Below are 20,017 nucleotides of genomic sequence, written 5' to 3' on the forward strand. Positions count from 1 at the left end.
CCTTTCCCCTCGTAAGTCTTCAAACTTGCCGGACCGGCATTTCGCGGACATTGTCCCGCCGCGGATCGACGGAGAGACGATGTGACGACAACCTATCCGACGGCCGGTGCCCTCGCCGCGCCCGCAGCCGCGAGTACGGCGCATGTGCGCGACCTGTCGCTGGATCGTGCGCGGACCTTCCTCACCATCCTGGTGCTGATTCACCATTCGGTGATCCCCTACACCCATTTCGGCCACACCGACGAAAAGTCCTGGATCGGATTCGACTGCGTCGTGCTCGCCACCGACAGCTTCTTCATGGCGATGTTCTTCATGCTGTCGGGGCTGTTCCTGTGGCCGAGCCTCGACCACCGGCCGAAGATGGGGACGTTCGCGCGCGACCGGCTGATCCGGCTCGGGATTCCTTTCGCGATCGCCGCCGTCACGGTGATTCCGATCGCCTACTACGCGCTGGCGCTGCAGCAGAACCCCGACACGCGCTTCACCGAATTCTGGTGGAACATGATCACGGTCGGGCCGTGGCCGAGCGGGCCGCTGTGGTTTCTGTGGGTGCTGCTGATCTTCAGCGTGGTCGGCGGCACCGCCTACCGAATTTCGCGGCGGACGCTCGATCCGCTCAATCGTCTCGCCGCGCTCGGCTTCGCGCGGCCGGGGCTCTACATCGTCGCAGTGTTCGCGATCACCGCCGTGCTCTACGTACCGGCGCGAGTGTATTTCGGACCGAACCAGTGGTTCGAATTCGGGCCGTTCTCGGTGCAGGCCAGCCGCGTGCTGCTCTATGCCGCGTATTTCTTCATCGGCGCCGGAATCGGCGCATGTCATCCGGAGCGCGGCGTGCTCAGCGCCGGCGGCAGACTGGCGCAGCAATGGCATATCTGGGCGCTGCTCGCGCTCGTTCCCTATGCGGCGATGTGGGGCTTCATCGGCATCAAGCGCGGCATTCTCGACAATCCGCCGGATCTGCCGGCGTGGTACGAGGCCGGCTACGGCCTCGCCTTCACGGCCTTCAGCGTCACCGTGATCTTCGCGATCCTGGCCTACTTCCTGCGCTTCAAGCGCGCCGGCTGGAGCATCCTCGACCCGCTGCAGCACGACGCCTACGGCATCTTCCTGGTGCACTACGCCTGGATGCTGTGGCTGCAATACGCGCTGTTCAACGTCGACCTCCCGGCGATCGCCAAGGCCGCGATCGTGTTCACGCTGGGGCTGCTGCTGAGCTGGGCGACGACCGCGGGGCTGCGGAAGATACCGGGGGCGTATCGGGTGCTGTGATTATTCGCGAAAGCACCACCTCTCAACGTCATTCCGGGGCGCGCGCAGCGCGAACCCGGAATCCATAATCCCTGGGAGTTGTTACTCAAGCAGGACAGCCCCACGCCGTGCGCCACCGCCAGTCCAGGGACTATGGATTCCGGGCCTGCGCGCAACAGCGCGCATCCCGGAATGACGGCGGAAGCGTCCAATCCACGTCATTGCGAGCGAAGCGAAACAATCCAGAGGCGCCGGGCACTGAGCCGCTGGATTGCTTCGTCGCGGAGCCTGTACTCGGACGTCGCGAAGCGCCCGGGTGCTCCTCGCAAGGACGAATTTCCCTCTCAGGCGACTTCACGCGCCCCGGCGACATTGGCCGCAGCCGTAAACGCGATCGGCAGCGAGGTCGGGCCCTGTAGGCCGTGCGGCGGCCGCCATTCGCAGGGCCCGTCGAGTTCGAGCGTGACGAAGGCGCGCGACAGCACCAGCAGCGCCTCCTCGAGTTCGGCCTTCGCCAGATGCAGGCCGAGGCAGGTGTGCGGACCGAAGCCGAAGGTCAGATGCGGCGCCCGCACCATTGGGCGTTCGATGTCGAAGCGCTGTGGCTCTTCGAAGATGTTCGGATCGTAGTTCAGCGCCAGCAGCGACAGAGCGAGCGACGTTCCCTTCGGGATGGCGAGACCGTTGATGTCGACATCCGTCGACGCGTAGCGCGAAATGAAGCCCCCCGCCGGCGCACAACGCAGCACCTCGTCGACCGCGCGGCCGACCAGCTCCGGGCGCTCGCGCAGCTTCTGCCACTGGTCGGGGTTTTGCGCGAACAGATACAGCCCGCTGCCCAGCACATAGCGCGTCGTGTCGGTGCCGGCGGCGAGGAAGCCGCCGATCATGTTGACGATTTCGTGTCGCGACAGCCGGTCGCCGTCCTCTTCGGCGCGCAGCAGATGGCTGAGCATATCGTCGCCGAGCCGCGTCTCGCGTCTTTCGATCACCGGAAGAAGATAAGCGTCCATGTCGAGATGCGCCGCATAGGACACGGCCGCGGCGCCCGTGCCCAGATGCATGAACGCGACCCAGTCGGCGGAGACCCGCGAGAAGAAATCGATATCCTGATCGGGGATGCCCATCAGCGCACAGACCACCGGGATCGGATACGGCCGCAACAGCGACTCGACCGCTTCGCATCGGCCCTGCTGCAGCACCGGGGTGACGAGATTTTCCATGATCGTGCGCATCCGCATGCGATAGCCTTCGACGGCGCGGGGCGACATCGCCGTCATGGTCAATTGGCGCAGCCGCAGATGATCGGGCCCCTCCATGCTGAGCAACTGCTTGGTGCGGCGCTCGATGAAGGCCGGATCGACCGTCGGGTCGGATCGCAGCATCGCCAATGCGAGATTGACGAGGCGCTTGTCGCGGAAGGCAGTGCGGACATCCTCCTGATCCTGCAGCAAGAGGCCGTCCGGCAGCCGCATCGCGCGCGCATCGCGCGGCGGCAGCCGTTCCCAGAACGGACCGTCGCCGGGCAGGATGCCGGCCGATGCCGTCGGGAATTCGGTCATCGCAATCGCCGCAGCGCTCATCGCCGTCTCCTTCCATGCCTAACTGAAATCTGAATCGAGTTCGCAGCCATTTCGCATATCGCTTAGTTTGCTCACAAACTTCGTCATGGCCGGGCTTGTCCCGGCCATCCACGCCTTTCCTGCATTTCCGTCAGAAGGCGTGGATGTCCGGCACAAGGCCGGCCATGACGCGTGGAAACGAAAGTGCCTGATTTTCAGAATTGCATTTCCTGATAGGCTCCAAGGTTCGTCCAATGCAGCGCGGTGCTCGCGCGTGAACGCGACGGCCCGTTACTCGGCGACCGGCTTGTCGGAGACGTCCCAGTCCTTGCCGTTGAATTGCGAGATGAACAGCGTCTTCATCGGCGTGTAGTCGTCCGCCGAAAAGCTGTGACTGATGCCTTCGAGAAAATACGGCGGCCGGAAGCCCGCGAGCCCGATCGCCTGCTTCAACACATTCGCGCGGCGGAGGTCGTCGCCGCAGCGGCGCAGCACTTCCGCCATCGTCACGGCCTGGCCGTAGCCGGCAAAGGCGATGGTGTTGCCGGGATCGACGTTGGGCAGATATGTCTTGCGCAGATCCTCGAACGCCAGCACGTCCGGGTCGTTCGCCCACAGCGGTCCGCCGACCTCCTTGGCGTAGCGCACGGCGACGATGCCGGTCGCGTTGGCGAGGCCCGCGGCGCTCAGGATCGAGCGTCCGGTCGAACTCGAAAACAGCAGGTGCAGTGGCTTCCAGCCGAGCTCGGCGACCTTGCGGATCGACTGCGACGCCGCCTTGCCGGTCGAGACGTTGAAGAACACGTCGGCGCCTGATTTGGACAGATTGATCAGCTGCGAATCCACCGTCGGCTCGGTGAGGTCGTAGCTCTGCTCCATGATCACCTGCGCGGTGCCGCCCGCCTCCTGCAGCACCTTCTTGAACGGGCCGAGAAAATCGCGGCCGAAATCGTCGTTCTGATAGAGGATGCCGATCTTCGCATTCGGCCTGGTCTTCAGGACGTGCCTGGCGAGAATCCGCGCCTCGGTCGGGTACAGCGGCAGCCCCGCCATGGTCCATTTGAACTTCTTCGGGTCGTTCCATTTCGACGCGCCACTGTTCAGCAGCAATTGCGGCACGCCTTTGGAATTGAGATACTTGTGCACGGCGGTCTGCGGCGCGGTGCCGAGCGAACCGAACAGCGCCAGCACCTCCTCCTGCTCCACCAGCCGCCGCGTCGCCTCGACGCATTTCGGCGCGCTGTAGGAATCGTCGACGCTCAGGAACTTGATCTTGCGTCCGTTGATGCCGCCCTTCTCGTTGAGCATCTGGAAATACGCCTCGCCGACGCGGCCGAGCACGCCGTAGAGCGAGCCGGGCCCGGAATGCGGCACGGTCTGGCCGAGCTTGATTTCGGTGTCGCTCGCCCCCGGATCGTAGGTCTTGTTGGCGGCCCATACGAACGGCGCCGGCAGGGTCGCGGTCAGTGCGGTGGCGAGCGCGGTGACGCTGAATTCGCGGCGTGTCGGCTTGCGGCTCATCGCTGGGGCCCTCCCATGAACACGCTCGCGTGAGCAGAGGCCGCGATTGATCGAGCGCGCGAGCGCGCGTCCCGACGACAGCCATGTCGCCGGGCAAAATCGAAGGTGAGCACCATCGAACGAGCCTCCCTGATGTCGATGCTGAGCGCATCTGTCCGTTTTCGGACTTGGGCAAACGATAATTAAACGCGTTCAATTATGCAAGTGCGTTTCACTTGAAGGCGAGATTTCGTCGGGCCGAAACGCTAGGATCGCGCATGCTCAGAAAGACGCCCCCGCCCGCCGGCCGCAGATCAGTCCGCAGCCGCGCCATGTCCCCCGAGGCCAAGGCCCAGGTCCGCGCGGCGTTCGTCGCGGCCGGCCGAAGGCTGCTCGCGACCAAGAATTCCGAAGGTTACTCGCTGCGCGCCGTCGCGGCGGCGGCCGGCTACTCGCCGGGCACGATCTATCAGTACTTCTCGGATCAACGCGATCTGCTGTTCGCGATCCGCGAGCAGGACATGCTCGAAGCGACGATCGAGCTGGAGCGGATCGCCGAGGCCGAGCCCGACACCGAGACGCGCGTGCGAAAGCTGCTGCTCGGCGCGATGCGCTATTGGCTCGATCACTTCGACCATTTCGAGACGCTGTTCGCGCTGGCGCCGTCGATGCAGATCGTGCGCAGCGGCGACGGCGTCGCGTTCGGCCGTTCGGCGGTCGTCGAGCGCGCTTATGCGGTGTTCGAGCGCGCCGTCGGTGCGTTTCTGCAGGAGCACGCGACGCCCGACATCGGTTGCAAAGCCGCGGTGGACTGCCTGCTGGCCGCGGTCCACGGCATGATCTGGTTTCCCCACGCGACGCGAACGATGGACTGGACCAAGACCGAACCGATGATCGGCATGGTCATCGACGCGGTGCTGACGAGCTGGAAGCGCGCGGGGACGGGCGGGAAACGTGAAGGCGCAGGCGGGAAGTAACAACGTGCGCGCGCTCAGCCGCGCGCACACTCTCGTTCGTCATTCCGGGGCGCGCCCCTCTTGGGGCGCGAACCCGGAATCCATACCCCCCGAGGCTTGTTACTTGCGCGCGGCATCGGCCACGTCGTGCCTTGCCGCAAGGCCAGGGACTATGGATTCCGGGCCTGCGCGCAACAGCGCGCATCCCGGAATGACGATGGAGAGGTTGGGATGCGTGGCCGAGATTCCGGGTTCGCGAGCTACGCTCGCGCCCCGGAATGACGAACGAGAGGTGGTGCGGGCGGAGCGACCGACGCACTCTGCGTCATCCTGAGGTGCGCGCTGTTGCGCGCCTCGAAGGATGGGCCGCGATCGCCGGCGCTGCGACGCGTCTGCGCATCCTTCGAGGCTCGCTGCGCTCGCGCCTCAGGATGACGACGTTGGAGCAGGCTGCGAGGCTCGCTGCGCGAGCGCCCCGAAATGGCGTCCCTGAAGAATCTCGTCATTGCGAGCGCAGCGAAGCAATCCAGAAGCGCCGAGCAGTCGGCTTCTGGATTGCTTCGTCGCTGCGCTCCTCGCAATGACGAAGTGGAGACCTGAACTGACTTACGCCTTCCCCGCCATGTAGTCCGGCAGCCAGTGCTCGTGCGCATGGCGCAGCGCCTTGAGGTCGACGGCGCGTTCGCCTTCGATCTTCAGCGTGTGCCCGCCAGTGGTGCCGATCTGAGTGCAGGGGACGCCGACGCTCTTCAGCTTCGACAGCACCGTCAGCAGATCGTCTTCCTTCACGGTGACGAGATAGCGGGCCTGGTCCTCACCAAACCACCAGGCATGCGCGACGGTGGCGTCCGGCGGCGCGTCGAGCGAAGCGCCGATGCCGCCGCTGATCGCCATTTCGGCGAGCGCGACCAGCAACCCGCCGTCGGACAGGTCGTGCACCGCGGTCGCGGTGCCGGCGTGGATCATGCCGCGGACGACGTCGCCGTGGCGCTTCTCGCAGGCGAGATCGACCGGCGGCGGCGCGCCCTCTTCGCGGCCGCAGACGTCGCGCAAGTACACGGATTGGCCGAGCCAGCCATGGGTCTCGCCGATCAGCAGGATCGCCTCGCCTTCGGCCTTGAAGGCGAGCGTCGCCGATTTGGTGAAATCGTCGAGCAGGCCGACGCCGCCGATCGATGGCGTCGGCAGGATGCCGCGGCCGGAGGTTTCGTTGTAGAGCGAGACGTTGCCGGACACGATCGGCGAATCCAGCGCGATGCAGGCCTCGGCGATGCCCTTCAGGCAGCCAACCAGCTGGCCCATGATCTCGGGCCGCTCCGGATTGCCGAAATTGAGGTTGTCGGTGATCGCCAGCGGCTTGCCGCCGACCGCGGTGATATTCCGATAGGCTTCGGCCACCGCCTGCTTGCCGCCCTCGTAAGGATCGGCCTCGCAATAACGCGGCGTGACGTCGACGGTGAGTGCGAGGCCCTTCGGGCCGTCCTCGACGCGCACCACCGCGGCGTCGCCGCCCGGGCGTTGCAGCGTGTTGCCGCCGATGACGTGATCGTACTGCTCCCAGACCCAGCGCTTGCTGCACAGATCCGGCGTCGCCAGCAGCTTTTCCAGCGCGTCGGGCACCGGCATCGGCGCGTTGACCTCGCGAGCGTGGATCACCGGCAGTTTCGGCGACGGCACGTGCGGCCGGTCGTACAGCGGCGCCTCGTCGCCGAGCTCCTTGATCGGCAGATCGGCTTTCACTTCGCCGCCGTGCTTGACGACGAAACGCTTGGTCGGCGTGGTATAGCCGACGATCGCGAAGTCGAGGCCCCACTTCCTGAAGATCTCTTCGGCTTCCTTTTCCTTCTCCGGCTTCAGCACCATGAGCATGCGCTCCTGGCTTTCCGAGAGCATCATCTCGTAGGCGGTCATGCCGGTCTCGCGGGTCGGCACCGCGTCGAGATCGAGATCGACGCCGAGGTCGCCCTTGGCGCCCATCTCCACCGCCGAACAGGTCAGCCCGGCAGCGCCCATGTCCTGGATCGCGATCACGCAATCCTTGGCCATGATCTCCAGACAGGCTTCGAGCAGCAGCTTCTCGGCGAAGGGGTCGCCGACCTGCACGGTCGGGCGCTTTTCCTCGGAGCCCTCGTCGAACTCGGCCGACGCCATGGTGGCGCCGCCCATGCCGTCGCGGCCCGTTTTCGAGCCGAGATAGACGATCGGCATGCCGACGCCCGAGGCGGCCGCGAGGAAGATCTTGTCGGAATCCGCAAGGCCGACCGCCATCGCGTTGACCAGGATGTTGCCGTCATAGCGGGTGTGGAACCGGGTCTGGCCGCCGACCGTGGGCACGCCGAACGAATTGCCGTAGCCGCCGACGCCGGCGACGACGCCGCCGACGAGGTGCCGCGTCTTGGGGTGTTCCGGCGCGCCGAACGACAGAGCATTAAGGCAGGCGATCGGCCGCGCCCCCATGGTGAAGACGTCGCGCAGGATGCCGCCGACGCCGGTGGTGGCGCCCTGATACGGCTCGATATAGCTCGGGTGGTTGTGGCTCTCCATCTTGAAGACCACGGCCTGGTTGTCGCCGATGTCGATCACGCCGGCGTTCTCGCCCGGCCCCTGCAGCACCCACGGCGCCTTGGTGGGCAGCCCCTTGAGATGGATTCGGGAGGATTTGTACGAGCAATGCTCGTTCCACATCGCCGAGAAGATGCCGAGCTCGGTGAAACTCGGCTCGCGCCCGATCAGGTCGAGAATCCGCTGATATTCGTCCGGCTTGAGGCCATGGCTGGCAATCAGTTCCGGGGTGATCTTCGGCTCGGGAGCGGACATAGGGCAGCATTCCTCGGCGCGCCGGAGGGGCCGGCGCGGCTGGCTGTTATGTAGAAAGATCGGCCCAAGGGGGAAAGGGTTTTCTGCGCGGCTGTGGGTGGACAACAGGCCTGTTCGCCAGACGAAACGTCTGATCCGGCAGCGATTTTGCCTCTCACCGTCATGGCCGGGCTTGACCCGGCCATCCACGGCCACGAGCTCCATGCCTGAAAACGTGGATGGCCGGGACGAGCCCGGCCATGACGATGGTGGCGACGATGGGGGCACCGAGCCGCCCAAGCCGCGACCTGCTCCTTCTCCCCGCTCTGCGCGGGGAGAAGGATGGGACGAGGGGCGTGGCATTGAGGTCGGCCACACTAGCGGGGCTGGCAGGGATGCCGCGAGCGGCCGGCGCCATGCCGGCCTGAGAGGCCGAGTTCGGATTGACGGCAGTGCCCGGCCCGTCACGCATCTGCGATGCGTGCCGACCTCTCCCCGCAAAAGGGCGGGGAGAGGTTAAGAGCGCCTCAGGCCGCCACCGCCGGCAGACCCGCCAGCGCGGTCGCGAGGTCGGCTTCGTTGTAGTCGACGTCGACCAGCTTGCCTTCGTAGTAATTGATGTAGGCCTGCATGTCGAAATGGCCGTGGCCGGAGAGGTTGAACAGGATCGTTTCCGACTTGCCCTCCTCCTTGCAGCGCAGCGCCTCGTCGATCGCGCAGCGCACCGCGTGGGTCGATTCCGGCGCAGGCACGATGCCCTCGTTGCGGGCGAACAGCACGCCGGCCTCGAAACAGCCGACCTGCTTGTAGGCGCGCGCCTCGATCAGGCCGAGCTCATAGGCGTGCGACACCATCCCGCTCATGCCGTGATAGCGCAGGCCGCCGGCGTGGAAGCCCGGCGGGATGAAGGTGGAGCCGAGCGTGTGCATCTTCACCAAGGGCGTCAGATGCGCGGTGTCGCCGAAATCATAGGCGTAGGTGCCGCGCGTCAGCGTCGGGCACGCCGCCGGCTCGACCGCGATGATCCGCCGCGAACGGCCGCCGCGCAGCTGCAGGCCGAGGAACGGGAACGCGAGGCCGGCGAAGTTCGAGCCGCCGCCGGCGCAGCCGATGATCACGTCGGGATCGTCGCCCGCCATTTCGCACTGCTTGATCGCTTCCTGGCCGATGATGGTCTGGTGCAGCATGACGTGATTGAGCACCGAGCCGAGCGCGTATTTGATGTCCGGATTCTTCGCAGCGACTTCGACCGCTTCGGAGATCGCGATGCCGAGCGAGCCGGGGCTGTCGGGATTCTGCGCCAGGATGGCGCGGCCGGACTCGGTCTCCGTCGACGGCGAAGCGATGCAGCGCGCGCCGTAGGTCTCCATCAGCGCGCGGCGATACGGCTTCTGATCGAACGAGACGCGGACCTGGAACACCAACACGTCGAGCCCGAACAGCGAGCCCGCGAAGGCCAGCGACGAGCCCCACTGCCCGGCGCCGGTCTCGGTCGACAGCTTCTTGATGCCGGCCTGTTTGTTGTACCAGGCCTGCGGCACCGCGGTGTTCGGCTTGTGCGAGCCGGCCGGCGAGACGCCTTCGTATTTGTAGTAGATCTTCGCCGGCGTGCCGAGCGCCTGCTCGAGGCGGCGCGCACGCACCAGCGGCGACGGCCGCCACATCCGGAACACGTCGCGCACCGGCGCGGGAATGTCGATGTAGCGATCGGTGGCGACCTCCTGGAGGATCAGCTCCATCGGAAACAGCGGCTCCAGATCGGACGGGCCGACCGGCTGATGCGTGCCCGGATGCAGCACGTCGGGCACCGGCGTCGGAAAATCGGCATTGAGATTGTACCAGGACTTCGGGATGTTCTCCTCGTCCAGGACGTACTTGATCTGGTCGCTCATTCTGTTCTCCCTCAGGCGGCCCCTGGAGCAGGATGACTCGTCATCCTGCTCCAGATTCTTGTTTGAGCATGGTCTTCTCCGAAAACCGGTATCCACTTTTCGGGATCATGCTCCAGGTGCGGCCGCAAGGGTATTACAGCGCGCGGCGGCCTGCCAATTGCGCCGTGTCAATTGAATCACGCCGGCCGCACAAGGCTGCGATTTGCATTGCAGCGCATCATCGGTTTTATGGAAGGGACTCGACCAAAGGATAATTCCGCCGTGCAGCAGACAGCCGACACCACCCACTCCCACCGCCCCGACCTCACGATCGCCACCGAGGGCGAATTCGCCGGCTGGCGCACCTGGACGCGCGACACCTTCGAATCCCACAACGGCCCGTTCTGGCACCGCCTCGACGACGACGGCCGCGTGCGCTGCGCCTTCCGGGTCGAGAAGAAGCACCTCAACGGCATGAAGGCGGTGCACGGCGGCTGCTTCATGACCTTCGCCGACTACTGCCTGTTCGCGATCGCCACCAAGGAGCTGGACGGACCGGGCGTGACGGTGGCGTTCGGCGCCGAATTCCTCGACGCGGCCTTCGAAGGCGAACTGATCGAAGCTTTCGGCGAAGTCACCCGCGCCGGCAAGTCGCTGATCTTCGTCCGCGGCATGCTGAAAAGCGGCGAGCGGCCGCTGTTCACGTTCTCCGGCACGATCAAGCGGGTGCGGCGGAAGGTGCCGGCCACCGAGGTTGCGGATAGTCATTAGCGAGTCATTCCGGGGCGCCGCGCAGCGGCGAACCCGGAATCTCGAAGTGACGAACAACAACCCTTTCGTTCGTCATTCCGGATTGCGCGCATCGCGCGCAAGTCCGGAATCCATAGCCCCTGGACTCTGCGATCAGCGCACCGCGCTGCTACCCGCGGTCCCGAACGCAAGCGCGGGGGGTATGGATTCCGGGCTCGCTCACTGCGTGAGCGCCCCGGAATGACGAACGAGAGGTTTGTCATGCGCGGGCTTGACCCGCCTGCGGGGCCGAAGCCCCTTCGTCGCGGCGAAGGCCCGCGCATCCATCGCGCGGAGCGCGCTACAAAGTTGATCACGAAGAGGATGGATTGCCGGGTCGAGCCCGGCAATGACGACGACTAACTACGCCGCCTTCTTCAGATGCTCCACCAGCCCCGCGAACAGGCCGCGGCCGTCGGTGCAGCCCATGATGTCTTCGACGTGGTTCTCGGGATGCGGCATCATGCCGAGCACGTTGCCGCGCTCGTTGACGATTCCGGCGATCGAGGCGGCGGCGCCGTTGATGTTGTAGCTCTCGCCGATTTCGCCCTCGGGCGAGCAGTAGCGATACAGCACGCGGCCGTCGCCTTCGAGGCGCTTCACGGTCTCCTCGTCGGCTTCGTAATTGCCCTCGCCGTGCGCGACCGGAACCTTGATCACCTGCCCGGCCTGATAGCCGCGGGTGAACGGACTGTCGTTGCGCTCGACCCGCAGATGCACGTCGCGGCAGATGAATTTCAGCCGCGCGTTGCGCATCAAAACGCCGGGCAAGAGGCCGGACTCGCACAGGATCTGGAAGCCGTTGCAGACGCCGAGTACCAGGCCGCCGTCGGCGGCGAATTTGCGTACCGCGTCCATCACCGGCGCCCGCGCCGCGATCGCGCCGCAGCGCAGATAGTCGCCATAGGAGAAGCCGCCCGGCACCACCACGAGGTCGGTGCCGTTCGGCAGTTCGGTATCGGCGTGCCAGACCATCGCGGCATCATGGCCGGAGACGAGCTTGAGCGCGCGCGCCATGTCGCGCTCGCGATTGATACCGGGGAAGACGAGAACGGCGGATTTCATCGTGCCAAGGTCCTGCTTCTTCCCTCTCCCCTTGCGGGAGAGGGTGGTCCGAATGTCGCCTGCGACATGAGGACCGGGTGAGGGGTTTGCGTCCTGCGAAGCGCCGGCCCCTCACCCGGCTCGCTTCGCTCGCCACCCTCTCCCACAAGGGGAGAGGGAAAGATCGCTCATTGCATTCGGCCGCCGTCTTCGACGAACGGAAGCACGTCGAGGAATGGTTCGGACAATTCGCGATTAAGCTCTCGACAGTCGCGCGACATATCGTCGAGTTTAGCTTCGAGCTTGCCGAGATCGCCCACAATGCTCAACGCCAGTTCGTAGATCTGCTCGTTGGTCACCTCGGCCATCGCACCCTCGCCGCTAGCTACAGCACCTCGACGCGATAATTCTCGATCACGGTGTTGGCGAGCAGCTTGTCGGCGGCGTCTTTCAGCGCGGCTTCGGCCGCGGCCTTGTCGGTGGCGCCAGCGAGTTCGATGTCGAACACCTTGCCCTGCCGCACGCTGGCGATGCCGCCGACGCCGAGCGATTTCAGCGCACCCTCGATCGCCTTGCCCTGGGGATCGAGGATCCCGTTCTTCAACGTCACCGTCACTCGCGCTTTCATGGTCCCCTCGTCGTGTCGGATAGAGCCTCTGCCCTATCCGTCATTCCGGGGCGCTCGCGCAGCGAGCGAACCCGGAATCTCGATCGTTCAATAACCTCTGGATTCCGGGTTCGCCGCTGCGCGGCGCCCCGGAATGACCTCGCTTGTGAACGCGCGCAGCGCGCTCAGCCCTTCACCAGCACCGGGCCGGAGCCGGCCGGGCGCTCGTTTTCCATCAGGATGCCGAGCCTTTTCGCGACTTCGGTATAGGCCTCGAGCAGGCCGCCGAGGTCGCGGCGGAAGCGGTCCTTGTCGAGCTTCTCGTTCGACTTGATGTCCCACAGCCGGCACGAATCCGGCGAGATCTCGTCGGCGACGATGATCCGCATCATGTCGTTCTCGAACAGCCGGCCGCATTCCATCTTGAAGTCGACCAGGCGGATGCCGATGCCGAGGAACAGCCCGGTGAGGAAATCATTGACGCGGATCGCCAGCGCCATGATGTCGTCGATCTCCTGCGGGGTCGCCCAGCCGAACGCGGTGATGTGCTCTTCCGAGACCATCGGGTCGTTGAGCTGGTCGTTCTTGTAGTAGAACTCGATGATCGAGCGCGGCAATTGGGTGCCTTCCTCGATCCCGAGACGCTGCGACAAGGAGCCCGCGGCGACGTTGCGCACCACCACTTCGAGCGGCACGATCTCGACTTCGCGGATCAGTTGCTCGCGCATGTTCAGCCGGCGGATGAAATGCGTCGGCACCCCGATGTCGTTGAGGTGCTGAAACAGGTACTCCGAGATCCGGTTGTTGAGGACGCCCTTGCCCTCGATCACCTGATGCTTCTTGGCGTTGAACGCGGTAGCGTCGTCCTTGAAGTGCTGAATCAGGGTTCCCGGTTCGGGACCTTCATACAGCACCTTGGCCTTGCCTTCATAAATGCGACGTCGCCGGCTCATGGGGATGTACCGTGTTTTGTTGAAATCCATGGATGGGTGGCTCCGTCTGACGATGGGGACCCACGGCGGAGCTGCCGTGAAGGCCGGAACAGGAAACAGAACAAGAACCTAGCCTTGCCGCAACCTAGCTGATTGGGGGCCCCGGCACAATCGATCAGGCCGGTCGCACCGAAGTTTTACCCGCCGCCTGCGCTGTTGTGGGCGGTTGTCATTGTGGTTCCTGCTGGATATCTAGGCATCCGAACCGCCCACCGCAAACCGGCGGGGCCCCGTCCCCCGCAGAGAGATCGGAATTCGCACATGACCAGTTTCGACAAGCGCGAAGAAGGCTTCGAGAGGAAGTTCGCGCTCGACGAAGAGCAGAAATTCAAGGCCGAGGCGCGCCGCTCCAAGCTGCTCGGCCTGTGGGTCGCCGAAAAGCTCGGCCTGTCCGGCGACGCCGCCGCGGCCTATGCCAAAGAGGTGGTGATCTCGGACCTGGAAGAGGCCGGCGACGCCGACGTGATCCGCAAGGTCACCAAGGACCTGACCGACAAGGGCATCACGGTGTCCGAGCAGGAACTGCGGCTGAAGATGGGCGAATTCCTCGCCCAGGCGGCGATCGAGATCAAGGCCGGCAAGTAGGCTGACGAGCCGCGGCCGCAGGGCCGCGCGCACCTCGTTGTTTGGTTGCAAATGCTGAAAATGCCCGGGCTGGTCCCGGGCATTTTTGTTGGCGGGGGCGGATCGGCGGGTCCGCCGGCAAGGGCTGGCCCGCCCGACCGACTCTTGTCATAAACCGCGATATCGGCATATATTCCTACACCGATCCTCCTCGGCGTATGGGTGCCGGCATGCTCGTCCCTCTGTTTCGCTCCCCGATTCGCGTCATCGATTCCTCGGAACGGCCGGCGCTGGCTGCGCTGGATGGCGGGCCGCCGCCGGTCCCGGGCGGCCGCCCGAAGGGCTGCAAGCGATTGCACACCAATGCCACGGTCGCGCATGTCCGCCGGCTGATCGAAGACACCTCGCTGACCTACAAGCAGATCGAGGCGAAGACCGGCGTCAGCCAGGGCACCGTCGGGCGCTGGGCCCGAGACGGCGGCTGGACGCGTCACCCGCTGGCGCCGAAGGCCAGCGACACGGTGCCGACCGCGCGCGCCGGCCGCAGGCTCAAGCTGCGAATGCTCGGGGTGAAGCTGCATCAGCTCGCCGAGCGCTGCGTCGACGAGCTGTGGCAGGCCCCCTCGGTCGATCTCGACCGGCTGATCGAGGCGATGCAGGTGCTGAACATGGCACGGCTCACGCTGAAAGGCCGCCGCGGCCCGCCCCGCGACCCCGGCCCGGCGCGCACCGGCCAGCAGTGGCTCGACCGCGACGCCGCGCTGCGCAAGACGCTGATCCAGCTACGCTACGGCGGCGTCAAGCTCGACCGCATCCCCGAAGCGGCGATGGTGCTGCTGGAAGATGCGCATACCCCGCCGGAACGCGGACCGCCGCGGGGGCCGAGACGGAGGAGGTAGGTCTCGCGTAGTCCGCGTTGTGAACGTTTGCGGCCGCCGCAGGATCACCCTCCCCCTTGCGGGGAGGGTCGCCCGGCGAAGCGCAGCGAAGCCGGGCGGGGTGGGGGATGCCGCGAGTCGCAGCGACCGTTGTCCCCTGCCCGACTTCGCAAAGCTTCGGCCCGGACGGCGGACGCAGCGGCGACCGCTCCACCTGATCCCATCCAACCGCGCATCCGAAATCGGAGCTTGAAGTTCGCGGCCCTTTGGCCACAAACACGCGCGACACGATTCAAGATGCTACGGCATCTCCGAGGCCGGGACAGCGTCGGTGGGGCGGCATGACACTCGAGGACAGCAAGGGCGAAGGCGAGCTGATCCTCTACCGCACCGAGGACGGCCGGGACGCGGTGCAGCTGCGGCTGGTGGACGGCACGGTCTGGCTGACCCAGGCCGAGATCGCGCTGCTGTTCGAGACAACGCCGCAGAATATCACGCAGCATCTGCGCGCCATCTTCGAACAGGGCGAACTGACGCCGGAGGCAACTTGTAAGCAATCCTTACAAGTTCGGCTGGAAGGCGAACGTCGGGTCCGGCGGAGCACGAACCTCTACAATCTCAATGTCATTCTGGCGGTCGGCTACCGGGTCCGCAGCGCCCGCGGCGTCCAGTTCCGGCGCTGGGCCACCGAGGTCTTGAACGACTATCTGGTCAAGGGCTTCGTCATGAACGACGAGCGCCTGAAGGACCCCGCCGGCTTCGACTATTTCGACGAACTGCTCGAACGCATCCGCGACATCCGGGCGTCGGAGAAGCGGTTCTACCAGAAAGTCCGCGACCTGTTCGCCGCAACCAGCGCCGATTACGACCCTAAGGCCGAGACGGCCAAAACCTTCTTCGCCTCGATCCAGAACAAGCTGGTGTTCGCCATAACCGGCAAGACCGCCGCCGAATTAATCGTCGCGAGGGCCGATCCCGCGCGGCCGAACATGGCGCTGACCAGCTGGAAGGGCGACCGCGTCCGCAAGGGCGACGTCACCATCTCGAAGAACTATCTCACCGCCGACGAGATCAGCGATCTCAACCTGCTGACCACTGCCTTCCTCGATTTCGCCGAATTGCGCGCCCGCAACCGCCAGCCGACCACCATGGCCGAATGGATGGCGCAGACCGATCGCTTCGTCGCCTTCAACGAACGCGGCGTGCTGCAGGGCGCCGGCCGCGTCTCCCATGCGAGCATGGAGCAGGTCGTGGCCGAGCGCTTCGAGACGTTCGACAAACGCCGTCGCGCCGCCGAGACTGACGCCGCCGAGGCGGAGGCGATCAGCGAACTGACCGAACTCGAGCAACAGGCGCGATTGTCGAAGCCAGGCCCTGCGGGCAACAAGCCACAGAAGAAGCTATCCTGACGGCTACGCTGGTGCACCAACTGTTCCGTAACAAGACGACAGCCGCTACCTCCCCCCGAACACCCCGTTCAACTCCGCCCCCTTCGCCGCCCCGGCGAAGGCCGTGAAAGTGCCCTCCTCGGCGATCTCGCGCGCCGCATTCAGAAACCCCGCCCAGGCCGTGCGCGCCAGGGCGCCGCCGACGCTGATGCGGCGGACGCCGAGGTCGGCGAGTGCGGCGACCGTCATGGTCGGCTGCACGATCAGCACGTTGAGAGGCTTCGGCGCGATCGCCTGCACCAGCGTGGTGATCTCGGCTTCGGTCGACACCCCCGGCGCATACAGGCAGTCCGCGCCGGCCTCGGCGAACGCGACCAGCCGCGCCGCGGTCTTGCCGAGATCGCGCTCGCCGCACAGAAAGCCCTCGCAGCGCGCGACCAGCAGCACGTCCTCGCCCGTTGCATCGATCGCCGCGCGCGCCGCCTTGATGCGGTCGACGCCGAGCGCGTCATCGTACAGCGGCCGCGCCGCATCGCCGGTGGAATTCTCGATCGACAGCCCGGCGATCCCGGTCGCCACCGCGCGGGTGACATTGGCGGCGACGCCTTCGGGCGCGTCGGCGAAGCCGCCCTCGAAATCGGCGTTGACCGGCAGATCGACCGCCGCGCTCAGCGTCGTCAGATGCGCCAGCACGTCGTCGCAAGTGACGCGATTGTCGGCGCGGCCGGTCGACCACGCATAGCCCGAACTGGTCGACGCCAGCGCCTGGAAGCCGAGCTGCTGCAGCAGCCGCGCCGAGCCGACATCCCACGGGTTCGGCAGCACGAAGCAGCCGGAATCATGCAGCTTGCGGAACGCGGCGCGCTTGGCGGCGGTGGGGACGGGCATCGGCGGGCTCCCTGTTGGTTTTGCGCAAGGGTAGCACGACGCCCGCCTCGGTCGAGCGATCCCGGCGAGCCGAACTGTCCCACCTTGCGACAGCCCACCCTGCTCGCCTTAACGTTCGGAACGCCGGCGGAACAAAGCGGCGACGAATCACCGCGAATCACGACGATCGAAGCGGGACAGCCCGCATCTGGCGCGCGCAGGCGCCGACGCCCACAAGCTCTGGGCGCGGACAGCGCCCAGCCGACGCGGCGGCGGGCGAAAGGTTAACGCAGACGGCTCGAAGCGCCGGCCCGCGGAGCGGCTAAGGCTGCGACTTCAGATTGATCACCGACTGGATCGATCCGCTGACGTGATAGCCTGGGGACTGCTGCAACTGCTGCGGCCGGGCTTCGGACTGCCGGATGTTGCTGTTGACGGATTCCAGCTTGCAGTCCCTGGCGATCGTGCTGCGCAGCGCCTCGCACTCCCGCATCGCCAGTTGATAGACGATCTTGCGCGCCTGATCGATCTTCTGAGGCAGTTCCTCCCCGGACACGGCGCCGGGCAGGAAGAAGGTGAGATTGGTCTGGATCCGGACCGGCGTGCTCTGCCCCTCGGCCGCAGCCGGCGCCGTCTGCGCGGCGACGGGACCGACCAGCAACACGGACGCGGCTGCGGCGAGCAAACAATACTTCATTGGTAACATGACACATCCTCCGACAAGAATGGCGCAAAGCTATCATCGCGAGGTTGCAGCACGTTGAAACGTCCTGGCGAAGGACGGGGATGTCATGGAAGGATGGGTTCACCACGCCGCCGGCAGCGGATGACCAAAATGGCTTCGGCAGCGACAGGCGACGCACGACGCTTTGCTCATGCGCCCTGCGGGCGGAACAACGCGTAACACCGTCGAGCCGCCCCTCCAACCGTGCTTGTCTGAAGTTCGATTCGAGTGGATTGACAGCCGCTTAACGGCTAATTTCGTGGGCGAGGAGGCGAACCATGTCCAGCCGTCGAAGTGCCACTGCCGGCCTGATCAGCGAGATGGCGCGGCAACATCAGGTGCAGTACGTCGGAACGGCGTCCGACGACTTGGCCCATCACATCACGCGGCTGGCCGGCGACAACGTCGTTTTCGACGAGGTCGAACAGACCCTTCTCGCTCTGCAGCGCGCCGGGCATTTGAGCCGCAGAGACCTCGTCCACCTGCAAGCGCGCTATCTGCGCGAAGCCAAGCCGTGACATTCGATCCCTTCGGCGATCTGGACACGCAAGGTTACTTGCGCAACTTCGAGAAGGAGAAGGATCTCGCGATCGTCCGCAGGCTCGAACACGCCTCGTTTGCGACCGGACTGTCGGAGGCGTTTGCCACGCTCGCCCGCTACGAAGCCATTTGCTACGAGCACGTACTCGACGTCCATCGCATCCTGTTCGAAGCGCTCTACCCGTGGGCCGGGCAAGATCGAACGGAGACGGCCCCGGACATTGCCGTCAGCAAGGGCCGCGTCCTCTTCGCCCATCCAAACGATATCCGCGCGGCCGTGGAGTACGCGTTGACGCATGGACAGGATACGTCCTTCATGGCCTCGAAACCCGGCGAAATCATGGGCTATCTGGCCTATGGCCATCCCTTCCTCGACGGCAACGGCCGAACCATCATGGTGGTCCATTCGGTTCTGGCGCAGCGGGCCGGATTCAGCATCGATTGGGCCAAGACCGACAAATCCAGCTATCTCGATGCTCTCACCGAAGAACTGGAAACTCCCGGCAAGAGCATTCTCGATCGATATCTCCAGCCTCTCATCCGCGATCCGATCGCCTATGAACGCTTGGGGGATTCGATCATGCAGACACCGGGCCTGGCCGGTGACGCCGACGACACGAACGTCGTCTTGGGCAAGATGTCCGACCCCAACGTGCAAAATCGCTACAAGCAGCAACAGACGAACCGAAGCAGCTCCTGACAGTCGGCAGGACGGATTAGCGGAACGTATTCCGTCATCTACGGCGGTTAGGCGGCGCAATACGCTTCGCTATTGCGCCCTACGCTCCAGGCGCCGTGTTACCCACATGTCCGACGCGACATGCGTTGAGTTCAGCTGTAGCCTGCATGAGCGAAGCGACATGCAGGATGAAAATTGATCAACCCCGGGTGTCGCTGCGCTTACCCGGGCTACGCTGCTGCATCGAGTTGTTGCGGCGGAGTTCGCACAATGGCATTAGCTTCCGAGAATCCTGTTTGTTTTTGACATAGTAAAGAAGCTCAATGAGCTTCGATAATTTCACTGCGCCTTGGCTAGACAGGCACGAAACACAATCCACCATCCGCAGCGATCGGCAGCGCACTGCGCGATACGCGCTAGTCTAAGCCAGAAAAACACCGCATGGAAAGACAATGAACGAAATCAACAGCTGGACTTTCGACTTAATTTCATGGCTCGAACGCCACGACAAACTCGCAGGTTGGGCTCAATTTTTCGGCACCATGATTGCCATTGCAATTACGTACTTCACGGCCTTTGCGCCAACTTGGCGACGGAAGCGGCAACTGAAAAATGCGGCTGTGAGGCTTCTTTCGCATGGCTATGAAGTCCTAGAGAGCTATCATCGTACATCAGCCCATTTTCTGCCGTTTCCTTTGTCACTTCGCCAAGCCGCATTGAGCATGACCACTGTGGCAAATGAAATAAATCGATTTCCGATCTTTGAACTCAACGACCAAGGCAGCCGCTCCACGGCACGATATCTCGCCGCAACAAGTTGGACGTTGAACGGTGTGAGGCTATTTCTAGAGACAATTGCAACTGAAATCGAAGGCCGCAAAGCAACCAAAGAAGATCAAGAGACCATCAGACAATTCGTTGGCCAACAGATCGAGGTTCTTCAGAAGATGTTCTCAGGGGCTGATTTAGAGCGTCCACGATGGCACGCGCCCAACCAATGAGGAAGTTC

At 64.8% G+C, this 20,017-nt stretch carries 19 protein-coding genes; 9 read left to right on the top strand and 10 right to left on the bottom strand.

Annotated features, from left to right (window positions below; all coding sequences use genetic code 11):
* Positions 1 to 81: 81 nt before the first annotated feature.
* Positions 82 to 1,272 carry an acyltransferase gene (locus tag SR870_RS11030; protein WP_322518001.1) on the top strand — a complete coding sequence of 397 codons (1,191 nt, stop codon included), beginning with the start codon at positions 82 to 84 and terminating at the stop codon, positions 1,270 to 1,272.
* Between the two features lie 323 nt (positions 1,273 to 1,595).
* On the opposite strand, the gene SR870_RS11035 is transcribed toward SR870_RS11030, so the two are convergent.
* Entirely contained in the window at positions 1,596 to 2,834 is a 1,239-nt protein-coding gene (locus SR870_RS11035) for a cytochrome P450 (RefSeq protein WP_322518002.1), read from the bottom strand.
* 270 nt (positions 2,835 to 3,104) lie between these two features.
* Positions 3,105 to 4,334, bottom strand: a complete 1,230-nt coding sequence (locus tag SR870_RS11040; RefSeq protein ID WP_322518003.1) for an ABC transporter substrate-binding protein — start codon at positions 4,332 to 4,334, stop codon at positions 3,105 to 3,107.
* A 311-nt stretch (positions 4,335 to 4,645) separates the two neighbouring features.
* Here SR870_RS11040 and SR870_RS11045 point away from each other — a divergent pair, with 311 nt between their 5' ends.
* Entirely contained in the window at positions 4,646 to 5,290 is a 645-nt protein-coding gene (locus tag SR870_RS11045; RefSeq protein ID WP_322518004.1) for a TetR/AcrR family transcriptional regulator, read from the top strand.
* Between the two features lie 585 nt (positions 5,291 to 5,875).
* Here the strand turns inward: SR870_RS11045 and purL are convergent.
* The gene (gene purL, locus SR870_RS11050) at positions 5,876 to 8,086 is read right to left on the bottom strand and encodes a phosphoribosylformylglycinamidine synthase subunit PurL (protein ID WP_322518005.1); all 2,211 of its coding nucleotides are present in this window, start codon (positions 8,084 to 8,086) and stop codon (positions 5,876 to 5,878) included.
* A gap of 506 nt (positions 8,087 to 8,592) precedes the next feature.
* Positions 8,593 to 9,957, bottom strand: a complete 1,365-nt coding sequence (locus tag SR870_RS11055) for a TrpB-like pyridoxal phosphate-dependent enzyme (protein WP_322518006.1) — start codon at positions 9,955 to 9,957, stop codon at positions 8,593 to 8,595.
* Between the two features lie 228 nt (positions 9,958 to 10,185).
* Between SR870_RS11055 and SR870_RS11060 the strand changes: the two genes are divergently transcribed.
* Positions 10,186 to 10,707, top strand: coding sequence for a PaaI family thioesterase (locus SR870_RS11060; protein ID WP_322518007.1), 522 nt, complete (start codon positions 10,186 to 10,188; stop codon positions 10,705 to 10,707).
* Positions 10,708 to 11,088: 381 nt separating this feature from the next.
* Here the strand turns inward: SR870_RS11060 and purQ are convergent, their stop codons facing one another.
* The 4 genes from purQ to purC form a co-directional block, all read right to left on the bottom strand.
* Complete coding sequence (gene purQ / locus SR870_RS11065; protein WP_322518008.1) at positions 11,089 to 11,790, bottom strand: phosphoribosylformylglycinamidine synthase subunit PurQ; 702 nt, start codon at positions 11,788 to 11,790, stop codon at positions 11,089 to 11,091.
* A gap of 167 nt (positions 11,791 to 11,957) precedes the next feature.
* Entirely contained in the window at positions 11,958 to 12,137 is a 180-nt protein-coding gene (locus SR870_RS11070) for a hypothetical protein (protein ID WP_322518009.1), read from the bottom strand.
* Positions 12,138 to 12,154: 17 nt separating this feature from the next.
* Positions 12,155 to 12,397 carry a phosphoribosylformylglycinamidine synthase subunit PurS gene (purS, locus tag SR870_RS11075; RefSeq protein WP_322518010.1) on the bottom strand — a complete coding sequence of 81 codons (243 nt, stop codon included), beginning with the start codon at positions 12,395 to 12,397 and terminating at the stop codon, positions 12,155 to 12,157.
* A gap of 164 nt (positions 12,398 to 12,561) precedes the next feature.
* Positions 12,562 to 13,329, bottom strand: coding sequence for a phosphoribosylaminoimidazolesuccinocarboxamide synthase (purC, locus tag SR870_RS11080; protein ID WP_011442598.1), 768 nt, complete (start codon positions 13,327 to 13,329; stop codon positions 12,562 to 12,564).
* 300 nt (positions 13,330 to 13,629) lie between these two features.
* Between purC and SR870_RS11085 the strand changes: the two genes are divergently transcribed.
* The 3 genes from SR870_RS11085 to SR870_RS11095 all read left to right on the top strand — a co-directional run bounded on the left by SR870_RS11085 (position 13,630) and on the right by SR870_RS11095 (position 16,219).
* Positions 13,630 to 13,953, top strand: a complete 324-nt coding sequence (locus SR870_RS11085; protein WP_011442599.1) for a DUF1476 domain-containing protein — start codon at positions 13,630 to 13,632, stop codon at positions 13,951 to 13,953.
* Between the two features lie 209 nt (positions 13,954 to 14,162).
* Positions 14,163 to 14,831, top strand: coding sequence for a hypothetical protein (locus tag SR870_RS11090; protein WP_322518011.1), 669 nt, complete (start codon positions 14,163 to 14,165; stop codon positions 14,829 to 14,831).
* A 320-nt stretch (positions 14,832 to 15,151) separates the two neighbouring features.
* Positions 15,152 to 16,219 (top strand): virulence RhuM family protein, encoded by a 1,068-nt coding sequence (locus SR870_RS11095; RefSeq protein ID WP_322518012.1) that lies wholly within the window; start codon positions 15,152 to 15,154, stop codon positions 16,217 to 16,219.
* Between the two features lie 45 nt (positions 16,220 to 16,264).
* Here the strand turns inward: SR870_RS11095 and SR870_RS11100 are convergent, their stop codons facing one another.
* Together SR870_RS11100 and SR870_RS11105 are read right to left on the bottom strand one after the other, a co-directional pair.
* Positions 16,265 to 17,086: an isocitrate lyase/phosphoenolpyruvate mutase family protein gene (locus tag SR870_RS11100; protein ID WP_322518013.1), complete on the bottom strand. Its 822-nt coding sequence runs from the start codon at positions 17,084 to 17,086 to the stop codon at positions 16,265 to 16,267.
* Positions 17,087 to 17,387: 301 nt separating this feature from the next.
* On the bottom strand, positions 17,388 to 17,771 hold the full coding sequence (locus SR870_RS11105; protein ID WP_322518014.1) for a hypothetical protein: 384 nt from the start codon (positions 17,769 to 17,771) through the stop codon (positions 17,388 to 17,390).
* 296 nt (positions 17,772 to 18,067) lie between these two features.
* Here SR870_RS11105 and SR870_RS11110 point away from each other — a divergent pair, with 296 nt between their 5' ends.
* The 3 genes from SR870_RS11110 (at position 18,068) to SR870_RS11120 (ending at position 20,009) form a co-directional block, all read left to right on the top strand.
* The gene (locus tag SR870_RS11110) at positions 18,068 to 18,307 is read left to right on the top strand and encodes a hypothetical protein (protein ID WP_322518015.1); all 240 of its coding nucleotides are present in this window, start codon (positions 18,068 to 18,070) and stop codon (positions 18,305 to 18,307) included.
* Positions 18,304 to 19,029 (top strand): Fic/DOC family protein, encoded by a 726-nt coding sequence (locus tag SR870_RS11115; RefSeq protein ID WP_322518016.1) that lies wholly within the window; start codon positions 18,304 to 18,306, stop codon positions 19,027 to 19,029. The genes SR870_RS11110 and SR870_RS11115 overlap by 4 nt, the downstream gene beginning before the upstream one ends.
* A gap of 431 nt (positions 19,030 to 19,460) precedes the next feature.
* Positions 19,461 to 20,009, top strand: coding sequence for a hypothetical protein (locus SR870_RS11120; RefSeq protein ID WP_322518017.1), 549 nt, complete (start codon positions 19,461 to 19,463; stop codon positions 20,007 to 20,009).
* Positions 20,010 to 20,017 lie beyond the last annotated feature (8 nt).

Source organism: Rhodopseudomonas palustris, assembly GCF_034479375.1.
In the GTDB taxonomy this organism is placed as follows: Bacteria; Pseudomonadota; Alphaproteobacteria; order Rhizobiales; family Xanthobacteraceae; genus Rhodopseudomonas; species Rhodopseudomonas palustris_M.